This window comes from Bifidobacterium sp. ESL0764, from assembly GCF_029395515.1.
Lineage (GTDB): Bacteria > Actinomycetota > Actinomycetes > Actinomycetales > Bifidobacteriaceae > Bifidobacterium.
On sequence record NZ_CP113919.1, the window covers coordinates 159,602 to 175,493 of the forward strand.

Consider the following 15,892-nt stretch of genomic DNA (forward strand, 5'->3'; position numbering starts at 1 on the left):
TTACAAAATAAACAGGAGAAAACAATGAAGAAAAGCAAACTGACCGGCCTGCTGACCGCTGTGGTCGCCGGGGCGCTCGCGTTCTCGTTGGCCGCGTGCGGGTCGAACGGCTCGGGCTCCGCTTCCGGCTCGGGTGACAAGGGCAAGGCTGGCTCGTCATCCTCGCAGAGCGCCCAGAAGAAGGCCAACAGCAACGGTGCGAAGTTCGAGGAGATTCCGATCGGACATGATCAGCAGATCTTCCCGCTCAACATCGCGACCGTCTATTTCCAGCCGGTCGATATGTACCCGCAGGGGATGGGACTTTCCGCGGCCGAGTCGAACCTGCACCTCGAGGCCGACATCCACGCGTTGAAGGACAACAACCTGGGTTATGGCACCGGCGACTTCATCCCGAAGCTCACCGTCAAGTACCAGATCCAGGACAAGAACGACCCGAACAACAAGCAGGACGGCACGTTCATGGAGATGAACGCGGATGACGGGCCGCACTACGGCGCGAACATCAAGCTCGACAAGGCCGGGCAGTACAAGCTCACCTACACCATCTACAGCCCCGAAACCAACGGCTGGACGCTGCACGTCGACCCGGATACCGGCGTCAAGGGGCGCTTCTGGACCAAGCCGATCGTGGCGAGCTTCGACTGGAACTACGTCGTGCATCAATGGTGAGACTGCTGTAACGGAATGATAACTGACGTGGTGGAGGAGGGGGATATGTTTGCTTCGGAACCCTTACCGGCTGAGCCGTTAAGCGGGAAGCCCTGTGGGCTTCTCGTAGGCGAGGTGAGCGCGATGTATCGAGCGCGAAGGCAAAATCTCTGATTTTGCTTAGGCCAAGCTTTACTCCTCAGCAAGCATGTCCCCTTCCTCCACCACTTAGGGAATTCAACTTATTCCGAGGTAAATGTTCGCCATATTGTAAAGCAACTGGTATGAACCGCATCATTGATCTCTTAATGATGAGTTGCAAACTGCCGAGTTGTGATGATTGGCAAGGATAAGGATTCGAGAAATGCTCGAGGAATTTGTGGGGGCGCTGCCGGGGATGGTGGCGCCGGCGCTGCTCGTGATGACGTTGAGCGTGCTGCTTGGCGTGGGCGAGGGGCGCGATAGGCCGGTGAGCCGGCGTTGGCGGCTTTATGGGCTGCTCGTCGGGATTGTGGCGGCATTGATCTTTACGGTGTTGCGCGTGCTGGTCATCGTCGATCGGCGCTCCGGGGTCAATCTGCCGGTACTCATTGGCTGTGTGGTGTGTGATGTGCTCATTCTGGCGATTATGGCCCGCTCGAAACGGCTTGTGCACGACTGGCACAAGCATCCGGTTCGGTTGCATGCGGCCAATGCGATAGCTGCGATCGGCATTGCCTTGGCCACGTTCTTCGCCTCGCAGGACGTCTTCATGCAGCTGACCAGCTTTGTGGAGACTGGTGAATCTCCGTTCACTTCCAAGATGCTGCTGCGCGCGCTCGGCTTCGCCTTGGGTATCGGCACGGCCGTTGTGGTGGCGGCCATTTTCCGCACCATGCGCACGACCGCCGTGCGCGGCAGTTTCCTGGTGGCTTCGATGCTGATGCTGCTGGTTTTGCTGATTCGCCACCTGACACAGCTCTGCTCGCTGCTGATGTCGATGATGTTCGTCGAATTCGATAGAACTGCATTTAATGTGCTGATTCTAGCGGCGAATAATGATATGAAACTGGTCATCGCTTCGGTGCTGGTCTTCATCATCCCCGTCATCGCCTCGATTGTGGCTGGCTTCCGCAAGCCGCTCACCGGACCGAACGATGCCGTGGTCCGCGAGCACAAGGCGTTCCGTCGCCGTGCCAAGGCCGCAGGTGTCTGGAGCCTCATCGCCATGATTGTGGTTACCATCGCGCTGACGGCCGGTGTCGCCAAAGTCCACGAACAGCCTTCGCTTTCGCCGCCGGAAGGGTATTCACAGCATAACGGCATCGCCACCATCGCCTTCAGCAAGGTGGACGATGGCCATCTGCACCGCTTCCAGTACAAGGCCAAGGACGGCACGGTGATGCGCTTCATCATCATCAAGAAGAACGGCGGCTCCTACGGCGTCGGCCTTGACGCCTGCCTGACCTGCGGCGACGCGGGCTATTACGAAAAAGACGGCAAGATCATCTGCAAGCGTTGCGAAGTGGAGATGAACGTGGCGACCATCGGCTTCAAGGGCGGATGCAACCCGATACCGTTCCCGTTCGAGGCGTCGCACGGCAAGATCACCATCCACACCTCCGACCTCGACGCGCTGTCGTCGCATTTCAAGGAATAAGGAATCGAGGTAACGATGTTCCTGTTACGAATGGTGTTTCGCTCGTTTTCACGGCAGCTCAAGCGGCGGTTGCTGATTGCGGTGACCGTATGCCTGTCGGCCACAATCTGCGTGGCGATGCTCGGTGTCGTCTTCGATGTGGGCGACAAGCTCAATGCCGAACTGTCGACGTACGGCTCGAATATCGTGGTGCGTCCCAAGGCCGACGCGGTGGTGTCGGATCTGTACAATACCGCCGACGCGGGTAATGGTGCCGAAACCGCGGACCCGACCTCGTTCCTAAAGGAATCGGACGTGCCCAGCATCAAGACGACGTTCTGGGCGTTCAACATCACCGATTTTGCGCCGGAACTCAACGTGAACGCCACGATCGACGGGCGAAATGTGCCGGTGACGGGGACGTGGTTTTCCAAGAAAGTGCCGCTGGCAACCGGTGAAAGCGTGGTCGCCGGGGTCAGGGGCATGCGTTCGTGGTGGAAGATCGACGGGACTTGGGCCAAGGATGGAACGGGGGCTGCGGGAACCGGCAAGGTCGTAGCGGCCTCGGTCGATACCGACAAAGCCGGCGTTGTTCAGGGGATGATGGGCAAGGAACTGGCCGGTGCCACCCATACCAAAGTCGGGCAGACCGTTACGATTTCCAAGGCGGCGGCGGACGGACAGCATCGCAGCCAGCGCGTGCGGATCGTCGGGATTTTCGATTCGGGCGACAATGATTCGAGCGGTCTGTACATTCCTTCGTGGTCGGCTCAGAGGCTCTCCGATTTGCCGGATTCCATCGACAAAATCGAGGTCAAGGCGCTCACCACTCCCGAGAACGCGTTGGCTCGCAAGGCCGAGAAAGATCCGGCGGCTCTGAGCCAGGAGGAGTGGGAGACCTGGTATTGCACGGCCTATCCGTCTTCAATCGCCTATCCGTCTTCAATCGCCTATCAGATCGAGGAGGTCATGCCCGGGGCCGTTGCCAAGCAGGTACGGCAGGTGGCGGCGTTGCAGGGCGACGTGCTGCATAAGACACAGGCCGTGATGATTTTGATGACCGCGTTGAGCCTCATCGCAGCGGCCATCGCCGTGGCCAATCTCATGGCATCTTCAATCGGTGAGCGCGGTTCGGAACTGGCGCTTTTGAAGGCTATCGGCGCGACGGACGGTGCGGTTTCAAGGCTGATGCTCACCGAAACGGCGGTCATTTCACTGATTGGCGGATTGGTCGGTGCAGGGCTCGGCTCGGTGCTCGCACAAGTGATCTGGCATGTCGTTTTCGGCTCGGGAGTGGCGATGCGGCCCATGGTATTCGTGCTGGTATTCGTGCTTTTGGCCGTGACCATTCTGATTGCCTCGTTCTCCTCGATCCGTTCGATTCTGCACCTGCGTCCTGCGGAGGTGCTGCATGGAAGGTAAACATTCAATGACAAATCGACAGATGTTCTTCCGTATGCTGTTCAGCGCGGTGTTTCGGCGGCGCTCGCGGGCTTTGATGGCCGTGGTCGCGTCCCTGGTGGGTGCGGCGACGCTCTTCTGTCTCGCCGCCATCTGTGTGGCGGTGCCGCAGCAGATGAACGAGGAAATGCGGGCTTATGGTGCCAATCTGATCGTCACGCCGACGCAAAGGACCGTCGGTGGAAAGGCTGTTGAAGGTTCCGACGGCGCCAATGCCGCAACTTCCGGATTCGACCGGGAAAGTGTTACATCGCTGAATACTGCGGTCAAAGACGCCGGTTCCGAGCGCTCGGCTTCGTATCGGTACGAGAACACGCGTATCAACTCGTTGCCGTTCGTGGTGGCGGGCATTGACCCGCACGATGTGAAGGCGCTCAATCATCACTGGAGCGTAGAGGGCAAGTGGCCGTCGAACGGCGGGGTGATGCTCGGACGCGACGCGGCGACGAAGCTTGACGCCAAGATCGGCTCGGTTATCACCATCAAATACAGCCCCGGTAAAAGTGTGGCCGCCGCGACTGGCGGAACTGATGGTTCCAATGGTTCTAATGGTTCCGGTAGCGCTGGTTCGGGCAATGGAAGCTCGGGTTCGAACGGCTCGACTAGCGGTAGCAGCGATACCGGCGATTCCGGCACCGGCTCAACCGCGTCGGCAAACGGCAATTCGTCAGGTCATGACATGCAAAACATGAAGGGCATGAAGATGTCCGATTCGTCGCATGCCGGTGATGTACGGCAGGGTATGGCTGACGCGACGGTGAAGGACAAGCTGGGCAAGGCGCTGGGCGACATATCGGCGGAGGCCAAGGCCCCCGATATGTCGGATATGGATATGGCGGTTACGAACACGCAAAGCATGCTAGGTGTGAAGATGTCTGTCGTAAGCCCCGGTTCCGTCAACCTCGTGAAATGGAATTCGACAGATTCAGCCGTCAACAATGCCGATAATCATTCCGGTTTCGTCCAACTCGCCGAATGGAAGCCGACGGCTCCCAACGCGGGCGGGGCGGAATTCCGCGTGGACGGCATCGTCGACACCGGCGGCAGCGAGGATGACATGGTCTATGCCAACAACCTCGACGTCGATAAGCTCACCGGCTTTGAGCGTGGGGCGGATGTGGTCGAATTTTCGGTCGATACGTCGGATGCTGGTCTGAGCAGTCTCGTAAGCAGTATCAACAAGAAGGCCTCGCTCAATGCCAAGGCGCAGAAGGTCACGAAAATCACCTCGTCCAACGTCCACATCATCACGATGCTGCAGACCTTGTTCTGGATTGTGACGGTTGTTGTGCTCGTGCTGACGCTCGTTGGCGTCGGGACCACGATTTCGTCCATCGTCTCTCAGCGTCGCAACGAAATCGGTCTGCGCAAGGCGCTTGGAGCTTCATCACGGAACATAGCGGTGGAATTCACCGTTGAAGCGGCACTTTATGGGCTGATTGGCGGATTGTTCGGCACAGCTATCGGCTATGTGCTCGCGCGCGCGTTGAGCGCTTCCGTTTTCGGGCAGAAGCTTTCTCTCAACTGGCCGTTGGCGCTCGCATCCGTGGTAGTGGCGATGTTGGTCGCGGTGCTTGCGTCGCTGCCGCCGGTGCGCAACGCGGTGCGGATCGATCCGGCCGTCGTGCTGCAGGAAGAATGACGAAAGTCCTGCGGAAATAAACGTAACAGTGTAAGAAACTATTGAAAGGAGTGGCTATGCTGCTCGAACTTGATCATATTTCGAAGATCTATGGTGACCTTCACGCGGTGGATGACCTCAGCCTCACCGTGCCGGCAGGGCAGTGGCTCGCGGTCGTCGGCTCGTCCGGGTCTGGCAAGACCACGCTGATGAACATCATCGGCTGCATGGACTCGCCCTCGTTGGGCTCAGTGACGCTCGAGGGCCGCGAACTCAACGATCTGAACGCCACCCAGCTGGCCGACGTGCGCAAGAACGTCATCGGCTTGGTCTTCCAGAAGTTCTACCTCGTGCCGCATCTCACCGCCGTCGAGAACGTCATGGTGGCACAGTATTACCATTCGGTGGTCGACGAGCAGGAAGCACTTGAAGCCCTTGACCACGTCGGGCTGAAGGACCGCGCGAAGCACCTGCCGAGCGAGCTTTCCGGCGGCGAACAGCAGCGTGTGTGCATCGCCCGCGCCCTGATCAACCATCCGAAGCTCATTTTGGCCGACGAGCCGACCGGCAATTTGGACGAGAAGAACGAGAAGATCGTGCTCGACCTCTTCCGTGAGCTGCACGAGCAGGGCACGACCATCATCGTCGTGACGCACGATGCGCTGGTCGCCTCGTGTGCGCAGCGTGAGATCATGCTGAACCACGGCATTCTGGTCGGCGAGCAGTGGAACGATGACAGGGCGCGCGAGGCATACGAGGCTGCGGGAGGCAAGCCGGCTTCCACGGGTGCGCAGGTCGAGGGCGCGCAGCAAGGTGACGCGCCGATTTCGTTCGTCAACCCGACCAAGGCCGCCAAGGTGCAGGGCTGACGGCTATCGGCTGGAATTGCGCTGTCTATGGCAATACATAGTATTCGGGTATTTGTCTGTCAGAGCCGATACGAGGTATTGACGCGTTGACCGGTCCGGCCACCTTTTTTCCCGACAATGGTGCCAGGATCATATTGGAATAAGAAGCCGGACGGTATCGGGTGCCTTGCCAATTCAGAAGATTCGATGAGCTGCTGATATCGATGGCCGAGATTTCGGAGGCTTGGGATTGGTACTGATGGTTTGGTCTCGGGGCTTTAGATTAGCTTGGTGCGCTCCATTTGGCTGGAGAACCAGGTGTTGAATTTCGAGGGCTTCGGCATGAGCAGGCCGATGACAAGCATCACGGCGGCGTAGATCAGAACGATACCTAGCTGGATCCAGAAATCGTTCTGATAGATGCCGGCGATGGCGGCGCGAGCGGCCTGGATCGAGTGGGTGGCCGGCAGGAACGGATTGATGACCGCCACGAATTTCGGCAGCACCTGCAACGGGTAGGTACCGGAAGAACCGGAAATCTGCATGACAAGCACGATTACCGACATCGCCTTGCCGATGGTGCCGAAGCAGGCGACGAGCGTATAGATGACGAAGGCGTAGACCAGCCCTGAAACCCATCCGGAAAGCATGAACAGCATCGGATGGACGGCGTGGACGCGCAGGAAGAGCAACGTGCCGGCGCAGGAGAAGGTGCTCTGCAGCAACGAGATGAAAGCGAAGATGCCGAAACGACCGAGGAAAAGCTGGTAGGGTTTCGGTTCGGTGAAAAGGCGTCCGGCGTCGTCGATGGGGACGGATTCGTCATCTGGCGAGACAGGCTCTGCAACAGTCTGGGGCGCGGTATCGACGTTAGTTCTGGTTACGCCCATCCGTTGTGTGGTTTCGTTATCGGCGTCGATTGGATGATTGAGAACGAGCGTATTGGCCTCGTCTGGGGTTCCCGGATTCGCCGACAGTACGTCTTCAAGCGTGCTGTTGCTGCCGCTGTCATTGCCGTCTCCGGCAAGTGCAGCAACGTCTGTGGCATGGTTTTGCGCCATGCTGGCAGCAGTCGCAGAGGAAAGAACGGCAGGCGACGTTTCGGCCCCGATGCCGGCCCTGCTTTCGGAGCTGCGTCGCTTCTGACGCTGATACCTGCGCTGTCGTTTGCGCAACCAGCTCCAGCCAGAGCCGATCTCGCCTAGCCTGCGTCTTGTTTCACGTGAAACGTCGGTTTTGATGGTCAGCGCGATCAGCAGCGAGCCGACCCAGAGCGGAATGAACGTATAGAACGGCGTCAGCGATGTGCCGAAATTCTCGACCGGGAACACGGCGTTGCGTTTGAGCGCGACAGGTGCGGCAAGCGTGGCCGCGAGCTTGTCGGGGTCATCGGAAAGCAGCTTCCTGACTTTGGCCATGTCGCCGCTGTCCAGCGCATCGGTAAATTGCCTGCTGAATGTGGTCAGCTTGCCACTGGCCGCCGAAAGCGTGGCGGAGGTGCCGCTGAGCGTTGCCTGCGCCTGCTTGAGTTTGCCGCTGGCCTGGTTGGTGGTGTCGTTCAGCGCGGTCACGGCGTTGTTGAGGTCCGTGCCGGTGCCGCTCAGTGTGCCGGAAACCGAGGCAAGCGACGCGGTAATGTTTGCGATTTGGGGTTTCAAGGTTGCGGAAAGGTCGGCGTTGAGCCCGTCGATGGCGGACTTTGATTGCTTGGCGAGGTCGATGATTTGCTCGCGTTGCCGTGCCGCGTCGTCGGTTTTCGCTTCAAGGTCGTTGGCCGAAGCGTCCAGAGCGGTTTGCAGAGCCTTTTGCTTTGCGATGATGCTATCAAGAGTGGCAAGTGTGTCGGTCGGGGCCGCCGGCAACCCGGCCAACGTATCCCGGATTTTCTGATATTGCGCCGCCTGCTCGCCGATGAGCCCAGCCTGTTTGCGCAGCGTCGCCGAAACGTCGGCGGAAGATTTGCCGACGCTGTCGAAGGCGTTGCCGATGCTTGTGCCGATGGTCGCGTTTCCTGAACTGCTGGCGTTCAAAGCCTGAGAAAGCGTGGAAGTTGCGGTGTTGAGCGCACCCGAAACGTCTTTGACGCTGCCGGCTGCCTTGTTGAGCTGTCGCAATGATTTGCCGGCATCGTTCGAAGCGTTGGAAAGCAGGGCCGAAGAGCTGGAAAGCAGGGTCTGGGAGACGTCGATAAGGCTGGCGTAGGCGTCCACGCTTGTTGCGGAATCGTTGAGCTGGCTGGCCAGATCGTTGATATTGCCGTTGAATGTGGTCAGGCGACCGCGGGCGTCCGAGGAATCGAGCTGCTTCGAAAGTCCGTTCGCCACGCTCAGCGCGGTGCTGGTGATGGTCTTCGCGAACATCTCGTTGACCTCTTTGGAGATCTGGTCGGCGCCTTGGCCGGTGACCTTCGGGGCGACGGCGTTCTTCTTCTCATTGGTGTAATACTCAAGCGTCGCATGTTTGGCGTTTGAGGAGAAGAAGGTCATCATGTTGCGGCTGAAATCCTTGGGAATGATGACCGCCGCGTAGTAAGTGCCCGCCTTGGTGCCTTCAATAGCCTTGTCTTTAGTGGTGAACGTCCAGTCGAGCTGGCTGTTGGCACGAAGCTGGCCGATGACCTGGTCGCCAAGTTTCATTTTCACTGGCATCAGATCGCTGGAATAGCCATCATCGACGCTCGCGACCGCGAATTTGAGGTTTTTCGTGTTGCCGAACGGATCCCAGCTTGCGGTGACATTGAACCACGTGAACAGCGCGGGGATGACGACCAGCCCCATCAGGATGATGATCGAGATGATATTGCTGGTCATGCGCCGCAAGTCGCCGCGGAAGAGGCTCCAGATCGTTCTCATCGCTGGTCGCCTCCGATCGTGTTGCTTCGAAGGACCTTTGCCTGTGCCTTCTTGCCGCGTGGTCGCTGGCGTTCGTAGAGCAACGAACGTACGGCGTCGTCCTCAAGATTGCCAAGGCGTACCTGACGGGCGAGGCTGTCACGGATAGATTCGACGACAACCAGGAAAATGATGGTGGCAAGGAACCAGATGACCCACGCGGCCAGCGCAATCACCTTGGTGCCGGTGGTCAGCGAGAAGGTGATGGCCATGGCCGCCGGAATGGCGATGCCGAAAGCCAGCGCCCCGCGCATGAGCTTGGGGTAGAGCAGAGCGAATTTCCGTGCGCGTTCCTCGATGCCGGCGCGGTATTCCTCTTTGTCTGCCAACATGCTCAGGGCTTGCGAAATCCGGTATTCGTGGGTTTTGTGTAGCGCGGGTTCGTTGGTGATGATACCGCTGGCTTTGAGCTGACGGTCGACCAGGCTCTGCAGATTGCCCATATGCGGCTTGACCGCGAGCCCGAGGATAAAGAACAGGACGGCGAAAATCATGAGCCTGCCCATGTTGATGAACCAGTCGGCATGGTAGAAGCCCGCGATGGTCTCGCGCAGCGCGTTGATGGAGTAGGTGAACGGGAAGTAGGGGTACATGTCGCGGAAGAATTTCGGCATCATTTCGATGGGGTACATGCCCGACGAGCCCGGAATCTGAACGATGACCAGCGCCACGCACAGCGCCTTGCCGACATGCATGAACGAAGTCGAGAGCGCGTAGGTGATACTGACGTATACCATTGAGGCGAGCATTGCGGTGATGATGAAAATCGGCACGTTGTGACATTGCACGCCGATGACCAACTCTCCGAGCACGGTGACGATGGCTTGCACTGAGGCGATCAGTGCGAAAAGAATCCAGCGCCCCCAATAGCGCTGGCCGGGTGTGGGTTCGTTTGCCAGTCCTTCGTCGTCCACCTCCAGCTTCATCAGCACCACCAGCATGAACGCGCCGACCCACAGCGTCAGGTTCGTGAACAGCGGTGCCATGCCGGAACCGTACGTGGTGACCGGATAGACCACTTTCGTGTCGAGAACGGTGGGCGAGAGCATGAAATCCGCGATTTTCGCCGCATCGAGCTTGCCGTTGCCGCCCACGGATTTCGCCAGGATTCCGGAGCTGGAAAGCGCGGAGGAGCTGGAAAGAGCCGTGATGTCGGTGGTGAGTGTGGAGAGATGGCTTTGCAGATTCGACAGACCTTTGTCGGTGCCGGCAAGGGCTTTGGCCGCCGTGGCAGCGGCTTGGTCAAGCTGGTCCAGCACGAGCGTGGATTGCGTAATCAACGAGCCTTGCGAAGCGAGGTTGGCCGAAGATGTGGCGGCCACCGTCGAAAGGCCGTTGAGGCCGTTGTTCAGCTGAGGCAATGCCCCGGTTGCGATGGTTTTTCTGGCGCTCGCGGCATGGTTCAACACCGATTGCGTGGAGGCGTTGATGCCGTTGGCCGCGGAGACGGTGTTGGAAACCGTCGCGCCGAGATGTTTGCTGGAATTGAGGTCGTTCAAGGCGTTGATGGAATCGCCGAGGCGCTGGTTCTGCGCCTTGAGGTCGGTGACCACGCTTGAGCTGCCTGGCGCGCCTGCCGCCTCCAGGCGGTTGATAAGGCTACCGGTGTCGTTGTTGATCTGTTGGGCCGTAGACAGTGCCGAACCCACGTCTCCATTGGCTTTCGTAAGCTCTGCCGCCAACGAATTGATGGCGATGTTGGCGTTCGCGCTGGCTTGTGAAAGCAGGCTCGAGCTTTGGTCGAGGGTGCCGCCGGCGTTGTTGTTGAAATCATTGAGGGTGTTTTGCGTATTGCCGATTGCCGCTGAGACATCTTTGAGGTGTTTGGAGGTCTGTGCGCCGGTCTTCTGCGTTTTGTCAAGCGTGCTCCGGGCGGTCTTCGTCTTGTCGGGAACGCCGTTGAGAGTCGTCGTCAAATCGGCGATATTGCCGCGTATCTCGGTGACGGATTGCTGTGCCTTGTTGAGGTCGGCGAGGGTGCTGGCGGTGGCTGTATCGGCTTTGGCATCGATGTCGGTATCGGTTTTGTTGACAATGCCGGAGACTACCGAGCTCACGGTGGAAACGAAGGTTTCGTTGACTTGGCTGTCGACCGTCGAGGCGCCGGTGTCTGTCATGCGGCTGGCCAGCGCGTTGGCCTTTTCGTTGACATAATATTCCAGTGTCGGACGTGCGTTGCGTCCCTCGATGACGCCGGCGACACGGTCGCTAAAGTCTTTCGGGATGACGATGGAGGCGTAGCTTTCCCCGGATTGAACGCGTTGCATGGCCTCGTGTTGGTCGGCGAATTCCCAGCCAAGTTGCTTGTTGCCTTTGAGCTGGCGGACGATCTGGTCGCCCATATTCATCTTTCCGATGGCTTTGGAGTCGGTGCCGCGGTCGTTGTTGACCACGACCACCTCGATGCCGTTCGTGTTGCCGTAAGGGTTCCAGAACCCGGCGATATTGAACCATGCGTAGAGCGGGGGAATGAAGATGAGCCCGAAGAGGACCACCCACGCGGCCGGCACGCGCAACAGGCGCACGATGTCGCGTCGCACGATGGCCAGCACATTGCTCATAGCAGGCTCCTTGAAAGTTGATGACGATTCGGATGCAGGTTTCTTTTTTCTACTGCCGACGGTTGTTGTTATATCTGCCGGTTTTGAACAGGATGAGTTACCGCATCCGATGTATCACCCTATTCGGTCCCCGGAATCTTCTGTCATGAGCGCAATGTGTGTAAATGCGGGCAGAATCATTCGGCGGACAGGGCGATGTCGAGCAGTTGCCGGACGGCGGTGCTCAGATTGGTGATGTGGTGCTTCTTCATATAGGTTTTGAGCGCGTTCTTGCGTGCGCTGTCGAGCCGCACGCGGATCACGCTGTCGGCGCGCGTTTTCCCCACGGCCAGCGGCCGCCCTGGGCGACGGTGGTCGGTGACGGTGTTGATGATACGGTTGCTCAGATTCACTCGTGCGGTCAGCAGCGGATGGCCCGGATAGCGGACTTTGGCGTGACGTAGCTGCTCGTCGGTGTAGCCGCGTTCTGCCTCCTCGGCAGCAGCCCGCAAGTCTGCTGCCACGTCTGGTGGAAAGTCGTCAAAATCAAGTATTCCGTCTTTCATAATTGTCCTTTCTCAAGTCCAGAGATGTACTTCTTCCGCATTGGCATAGCATGTATGATGGCTTCTCCGCCTTTTACCATCATTGTTATCACTTCCAATGGTCGGCCGATGGTGTCAAATCCTAAGTACAATTTTCTGGCTGGACTTTCTTTTGGATCTATTACCATATTCGGGTGTTCAAAAACATGACGCATGTCTTCTTCGCTCACGCCGTGCTTAAAAGCTGAGCGAAGCGGAAATACTTGAATATTGTACCACATAAATCCATCGGATGCTTCTGGACTATTTTCATCGTTTTCAAAAGACACGTCGCTCCTTTCTGTAGACGGGTTTTGGTTCTTGCCTGCATTCGTCGCGGGCCGCTGGTGCGTCAAGCAAACCAAGAACAGTTCTTGAAAGCAAATGGAAAAGAGAGAAATGTGGATAAGGGGATAAGTGGCTGGCTTATCGACGGAATTGTGGACAACATGGTGTATTGGCGCATGGCATTGGAACGTCAAAAGCGGGCACCGACAATATATCGATGCTCGCTTTGTCTTGGAGATTGCGGGAAACTTGGTGAGGCAAACTGCCGTTATGATGTCGTGTTCGGTCTTGGAATAATGCGGCGCTTCGTTTGGTTGCGGGCGCTGCGGCGAGTAGCCTTGTAGAGAATAGGCGATGGCTGTTTGTTGAACGAGATGAGGGGAGCGGGGCGATGAAAGCTGCTTCCGATAGTTTCGATAATTCTGGCAATGTCGGTAATTCCGGTAATTCTGGCAACTCCGATACCGAACGTGTGAACCGATCGACCACAATGCCCGTTTCGCGAGATGCTCGGGGCAAGTCGCCGAAAGCACTTGGCAAGGTCGCCGGTTCCGCCGCGGGTGCTGTGGTGCATTCGGCCACCAGAGCTGCCGAAGGGGTGCGTGGCGCCTCGCATAATCTGGCAAATCAGGCGAGTCAGCACCTGACGCTTATCGGTCGGATTTACGGCGTGCTCGTGCTATTTACCGGATTGGTGGGTGTGCCCTACGTCGGCTTTGCGATTTTCGATAGTGTCCGTGAGCTTCTTGCCGGCAGACTTCAGGTCGATGCGCTGGACCTGACGTTCCTGCTTACCTGCACGCAGGCTGTCGTCTCGCTGGTCAACGCCGCCGCCCTCATCGTGTTCGGCGTCATGCTGCTGCGCAATATGCGCAAACATGCGGCGCAATGGGCCTACGTGTTGATGGGGCTGACCGTGGCTCAGGGCATGCTTTCGTTGGCATTGCAAGGGCTTGGAATCGGTGTCGGGCTTTCGCTGGTTCAGATTGCGATTCTGGTGGCGCTCGCCATCGCGCTCGACCCGGCGCTGATCGGCGAACGTGCGGTGCAGCGCAAACTCAAGCGGATGGACGAGCGTGACGAGTACTTTGAAGCCAAAGGCTCCGGCATGCTCGGCCGTGACCCGAGCGGCAAAGGCTACGTCGAACTCAATGTTTTCAACGTGTTCTGGCTTTTCGTGGTCGGTTGCGTCGGCGGGCTGATTGTCGAGGAAATCTACCATCTCATCTTCTTCAACGAGTGGCAGGATCGCGCTGGATTGATTTGGGGGCCGTTCTCGCCGATTTACGGTTTCGGGGTTGTGGTGCTGACGATGTGCCTGAACCGCCTCTGGCACGCCAACGCCGTCCTGATTTTCTTCTCCAGCGCGATTATCGGCGGACTGTTCGAGGCGTTCGTGGCGTGGTTCATGCAGATTGCGTTCGGCATCATCGCGTGGAACTATTCGAACGACTGGCTGCCGCTTTTTGGCGGGAAGACCAGCGGCAAGTACATGGTTTTCTGGGGGTTGGCGGGCCTGATCTGGTTGCGCGAACTGCTGCCGAGGATCTTGAAATTCATCAATCTCATCCCGTGGAAGTGGCGTTACGCGCTGACGGCCGTTGCGCTGGTATTCATGCTTATCGACATTGCGGTCACGCTGATGGCGCTGGACAGCTGGTATGGCCGTATCGCCGGCCTGCCGCAGACCTCGCCGGTCGCCCGCTTCTTCGGCGAACATTTCGGCGACTCGGTGATGCAGCAGCGTTTCCAGACCATGAGCATCAACCCGAAGTGGTCCGGCCGCGCATAAGCTTTTCCGCTTGCCGCCCTTGGTGCGCTGATTCCCTGGTGTTGCCATATTTGATTCGCTGATGCGATTGCAGCGGCCTAAATACGGTATTTTTTCAGTATTTGTATGTTCAAATTGGTTTAAGACGACGTTGGCAGCTTCAACATGCGGAACCTTACTTACGGCGTTGAACCGGTAATAAGTTGACACAGACAAAAGAAAGCCATATGATGCTGTTTTGACACGCGTCAGTGACGCGCGTCAATAGAAATCGCGTGACGCAATACTTTCGCGACAATGAAGTTGGAAGGAGATTCAATGACGGACGAACATGGAAGTTCAACAAGCTCGACAGCGGTCCGCAGCGGAGACGACGGGCCTGCGACGATGAGCCCTTGGCTGTGGCTCATCTACCCCATCGCCAACGGTGCGATGTTCATGGTGTGGGGCGGCGTGATGCAGGTGCTGCTCGGCAAACAGGTGGCGGCCATCGTGCCGGGGGCGGCCGCTTCCGCCGCGGCACTTGGAACGGTGACCTCGATCGCCTCGATTTCGAGCGTGATATCCCAGCCGGTGGTCGGTTGGCTTTCGGACCATACGAAGGTGAAGTTCCTCGGGCGTCGTAATGTATGGATTTTCGGCGCCGGCATCGTGGGCGTGATCGGCCTGATGCTCCAATCGCAGATTCATTCGACGCTGCTGCTCACGATTTCCTGGGCGGCGATGATGTGGCCTCTGAACTCGGTGCAGGCCGCGTTGACCACCGTGCTTCCCGAGCGTGTTCCGGTGAAGAACCGCGGATTCATGTCCGGCCTGCTCGGCAGCACCAACATGGTCGGTTCCTTTATCGGTGTCGCCTTGGCTGGATTGTCGCCGAAGGTCTTCAACGGTTATGTGTTCATCTGCGCCATCTTCCTGGCGATCACGCAGATTTTCGCATGGACCACCAAGGATATCTCGGTGCCGACGGCGAGCGTGAAAACCGACAAGAAAGCCGTCAAGGGCGGCAAACTGCTCCCCGGATTCAAGGAGGCTCGCAACTATTGGTGGACCTTCATCGCTCGTTTCTTCATGGTTTTCGGCTATTTCGTGATCATGTCGTTCCAGCTTTATATTCTTCGTGACCACATCGGCATCGGCGACATCAACAAGGCTTCGGCCTTCATGGTCTCTTTGACCGGATTCTCGACGGTCCTGGGAGTAATAGCGTCCGCGCTTGGCGGGTTCATCGCTGATAAAGTGGGCCATCTTGCGCTGTTCGTCGGCGCTTCGACGTTGATCATGGTGCCTGGCGGCTTTGTGTATTGGCTCGTCCCCAGCAAGACCGGCGCATGGATTGCGACCGCCTTCATCGGTTTGGGATATGGCTCGTATATGGCCGTCGACCAAGCGCTGACCAGCCGCGTGCTCCCCAACGTCGCCAACGCCGGACGTGATTTGGGCATCATGAATATCGCCAATGCCGGTCCGCAGGTCATGGCTCCGGCCGTGACGGGTGCGATCGTAGGTGCGACCGGCAGCTACACCTGGCCGTTTGTCCTGATGATTGTCTTCTGCATTTTGGCCGCTATCACCATTTGTTTCGTCAAGGGCCTTAAGTGACGGACTTTCGTTCGCTT

Annotated in this window: 11 protein-coding genes; 7 read left to right on the forward strand and 4 right to left on the reverse strand. The window is 58.1% G+C overall.

From position 1 onward, the window contains the following. The first annotated feature begins 24 nt into the window (after nt 1-24). The 5 genes from OZX71_RS00505 to OZX71_RS00525 all read left to right on the forward strand — a co-directional run bounded on the left by OZX71_RS00505 (nt 25) and on the right by OZX71_RS00525 (nt 6,220). Nucleotides 25-672 carry an iron transporter gene (locus tag OZX71_RS00505; RefSeq protein ID WP_277145895.1) on the forward strand — a complete coding sequence of 216 codons (648 nt, stop codon included), beginning with the start codon at nt 25-27 and terminating at the stop codon, nt 670-672. A gap of 343 nt (nt 673-1,015) precedes the next feature. Then, entirely contained in the window at nt 1,016-2,290 is a 1,275-nt protein-coding gene (locus tag OZX71_RS00510; protein WP_277160105.1) for a Fe-S-containing protein, read from the forward strand. A 15-nt stretch (nt 2,291-2,305) separates the two neighbouring features. After that, on the forward strand, nt 2,306-3,691 hold the full coding sequence (locus tag OZX71_RS00515) for an FtsX-like permease family protein (protein ID WP_277160106.1): 1,386 nt from the start codon (nt 2,306-2,308) through the stop codon (nt 3,689-3,691). Nucleotides 3,692-3,698: 7 nt separating this feature from the next. Then, the gene (locus OZX71_RS00520; RefSeq protein WP_277160107.1) at nt 3,699-5,372 is read left to right on the forward strand and encodes an FtsX-like permease family protein; all 1,674 of its coding nucleotides are present in this window, start codon (nt 3,699-3,701) and stop codon (nt 5,370-5,372) included. 56 nt (nt 5,373-5,428) lie between these two features. After that, nucleotides 5,429-6,220 (forward strand): ABC transporter ATP-binding protein, encoded by a 792-nt coding sequence (locus OZX71_RS00525; protein WP_277145891.1) that lies wholly within the window; start codon nt 5,429-5,431, stop codon nt 6,218-6,220. 257 nt (nt 6,221-6,477) lie between these two features. Here the strand turns inward: OZX71_RS00525 and OZX71_RS00530 are convergent, their stop codons facing one another. From OZX71_RS00530 to OZX71_RS00545, 4 genes are all read right to left on the reverse strand, one after another. Next, nucleotides 6,478-9,051, reverse strand: a complete 2,574-nt coding sequence (locus tag OZX71_RS00530; protein ID WP_277160108.1) for a YhgE/Pip domain-containing protein — start codon at nt 9,049-9,051, stop codon at nt 6,478-6,480. After that, entirely contained in the window at nt 9,048-11,651 is a 2,604-nt protein-coding gene (locus tag OZX71_RS00535) for a YhgE/Pip domain-containing protein (RefSeq protein ID WP_277160109.1), read from the reverse strand. The genes OZX71_RS00530 and OZX71_RS00535 overlap by 4 nt, the downstream gene beginning before the upstream one ends. 176 nt (nt 11,652-11,827) lie before the next feature. Continuing rightward, nucleotides 11,828-12,196, reverse strand: a complete 369-nt coding sequence (locus OZX71_RS00540; protein ID WP_277160110.1) for a hypothetical protein — start codon at nt 12,194-12,196, stop codon at nt 11,828-11,830. Then, nucleotides 12,193-12,504 carry a toxin gene (locus OZX71_RS00545; RefSeq protein WP_277145887.1) on the reverse strand — a complete coding sequence of 104 codons (312 nt, stop codon included), beginning with the start codon at nt 12,502-12,504 and terminating at the stop codon, nt 12,193-12,195. Before OZX71_RS00545 ends, OZX71_RS00540 begins: the two co-directional genes overlap by 4 nt. 389 nt (nt 12,505-12,893) lie before the next feature. On the opposite strand from OZX71_RS00545, the gene OZX71_RS00550 reads away from it, so the two are divergent. Together OZX71_RS00550 and OZX71_RS00555 are read left to right on the forward strand one after the other, a co-directional pair. Next, a complete protein-coding gene (locus OZX71_RS00550) occupies nt 12,894-14,294 on the forward strand; it encodes a putative ABC transporter permease (RefSeq protein WP_277160111.1) in 1,401 nt (466 codons plus the stop codon). Nucleotides 14,295-14,591: 297 nt separating this feature from the next. After that, nucleotides 14,592-15,875 (forward strand): MFS transporter, encoded by a 1,284-nt coding sequence (locus OZX71_RS00555; protein WP_277160112.1) that lies wholly within the window; start codon nt 14,592-14,594, stop codon nt 15,873-15,875. Nucleotides 15,876-15,892 lie beyond the last annotated feature (17 nt).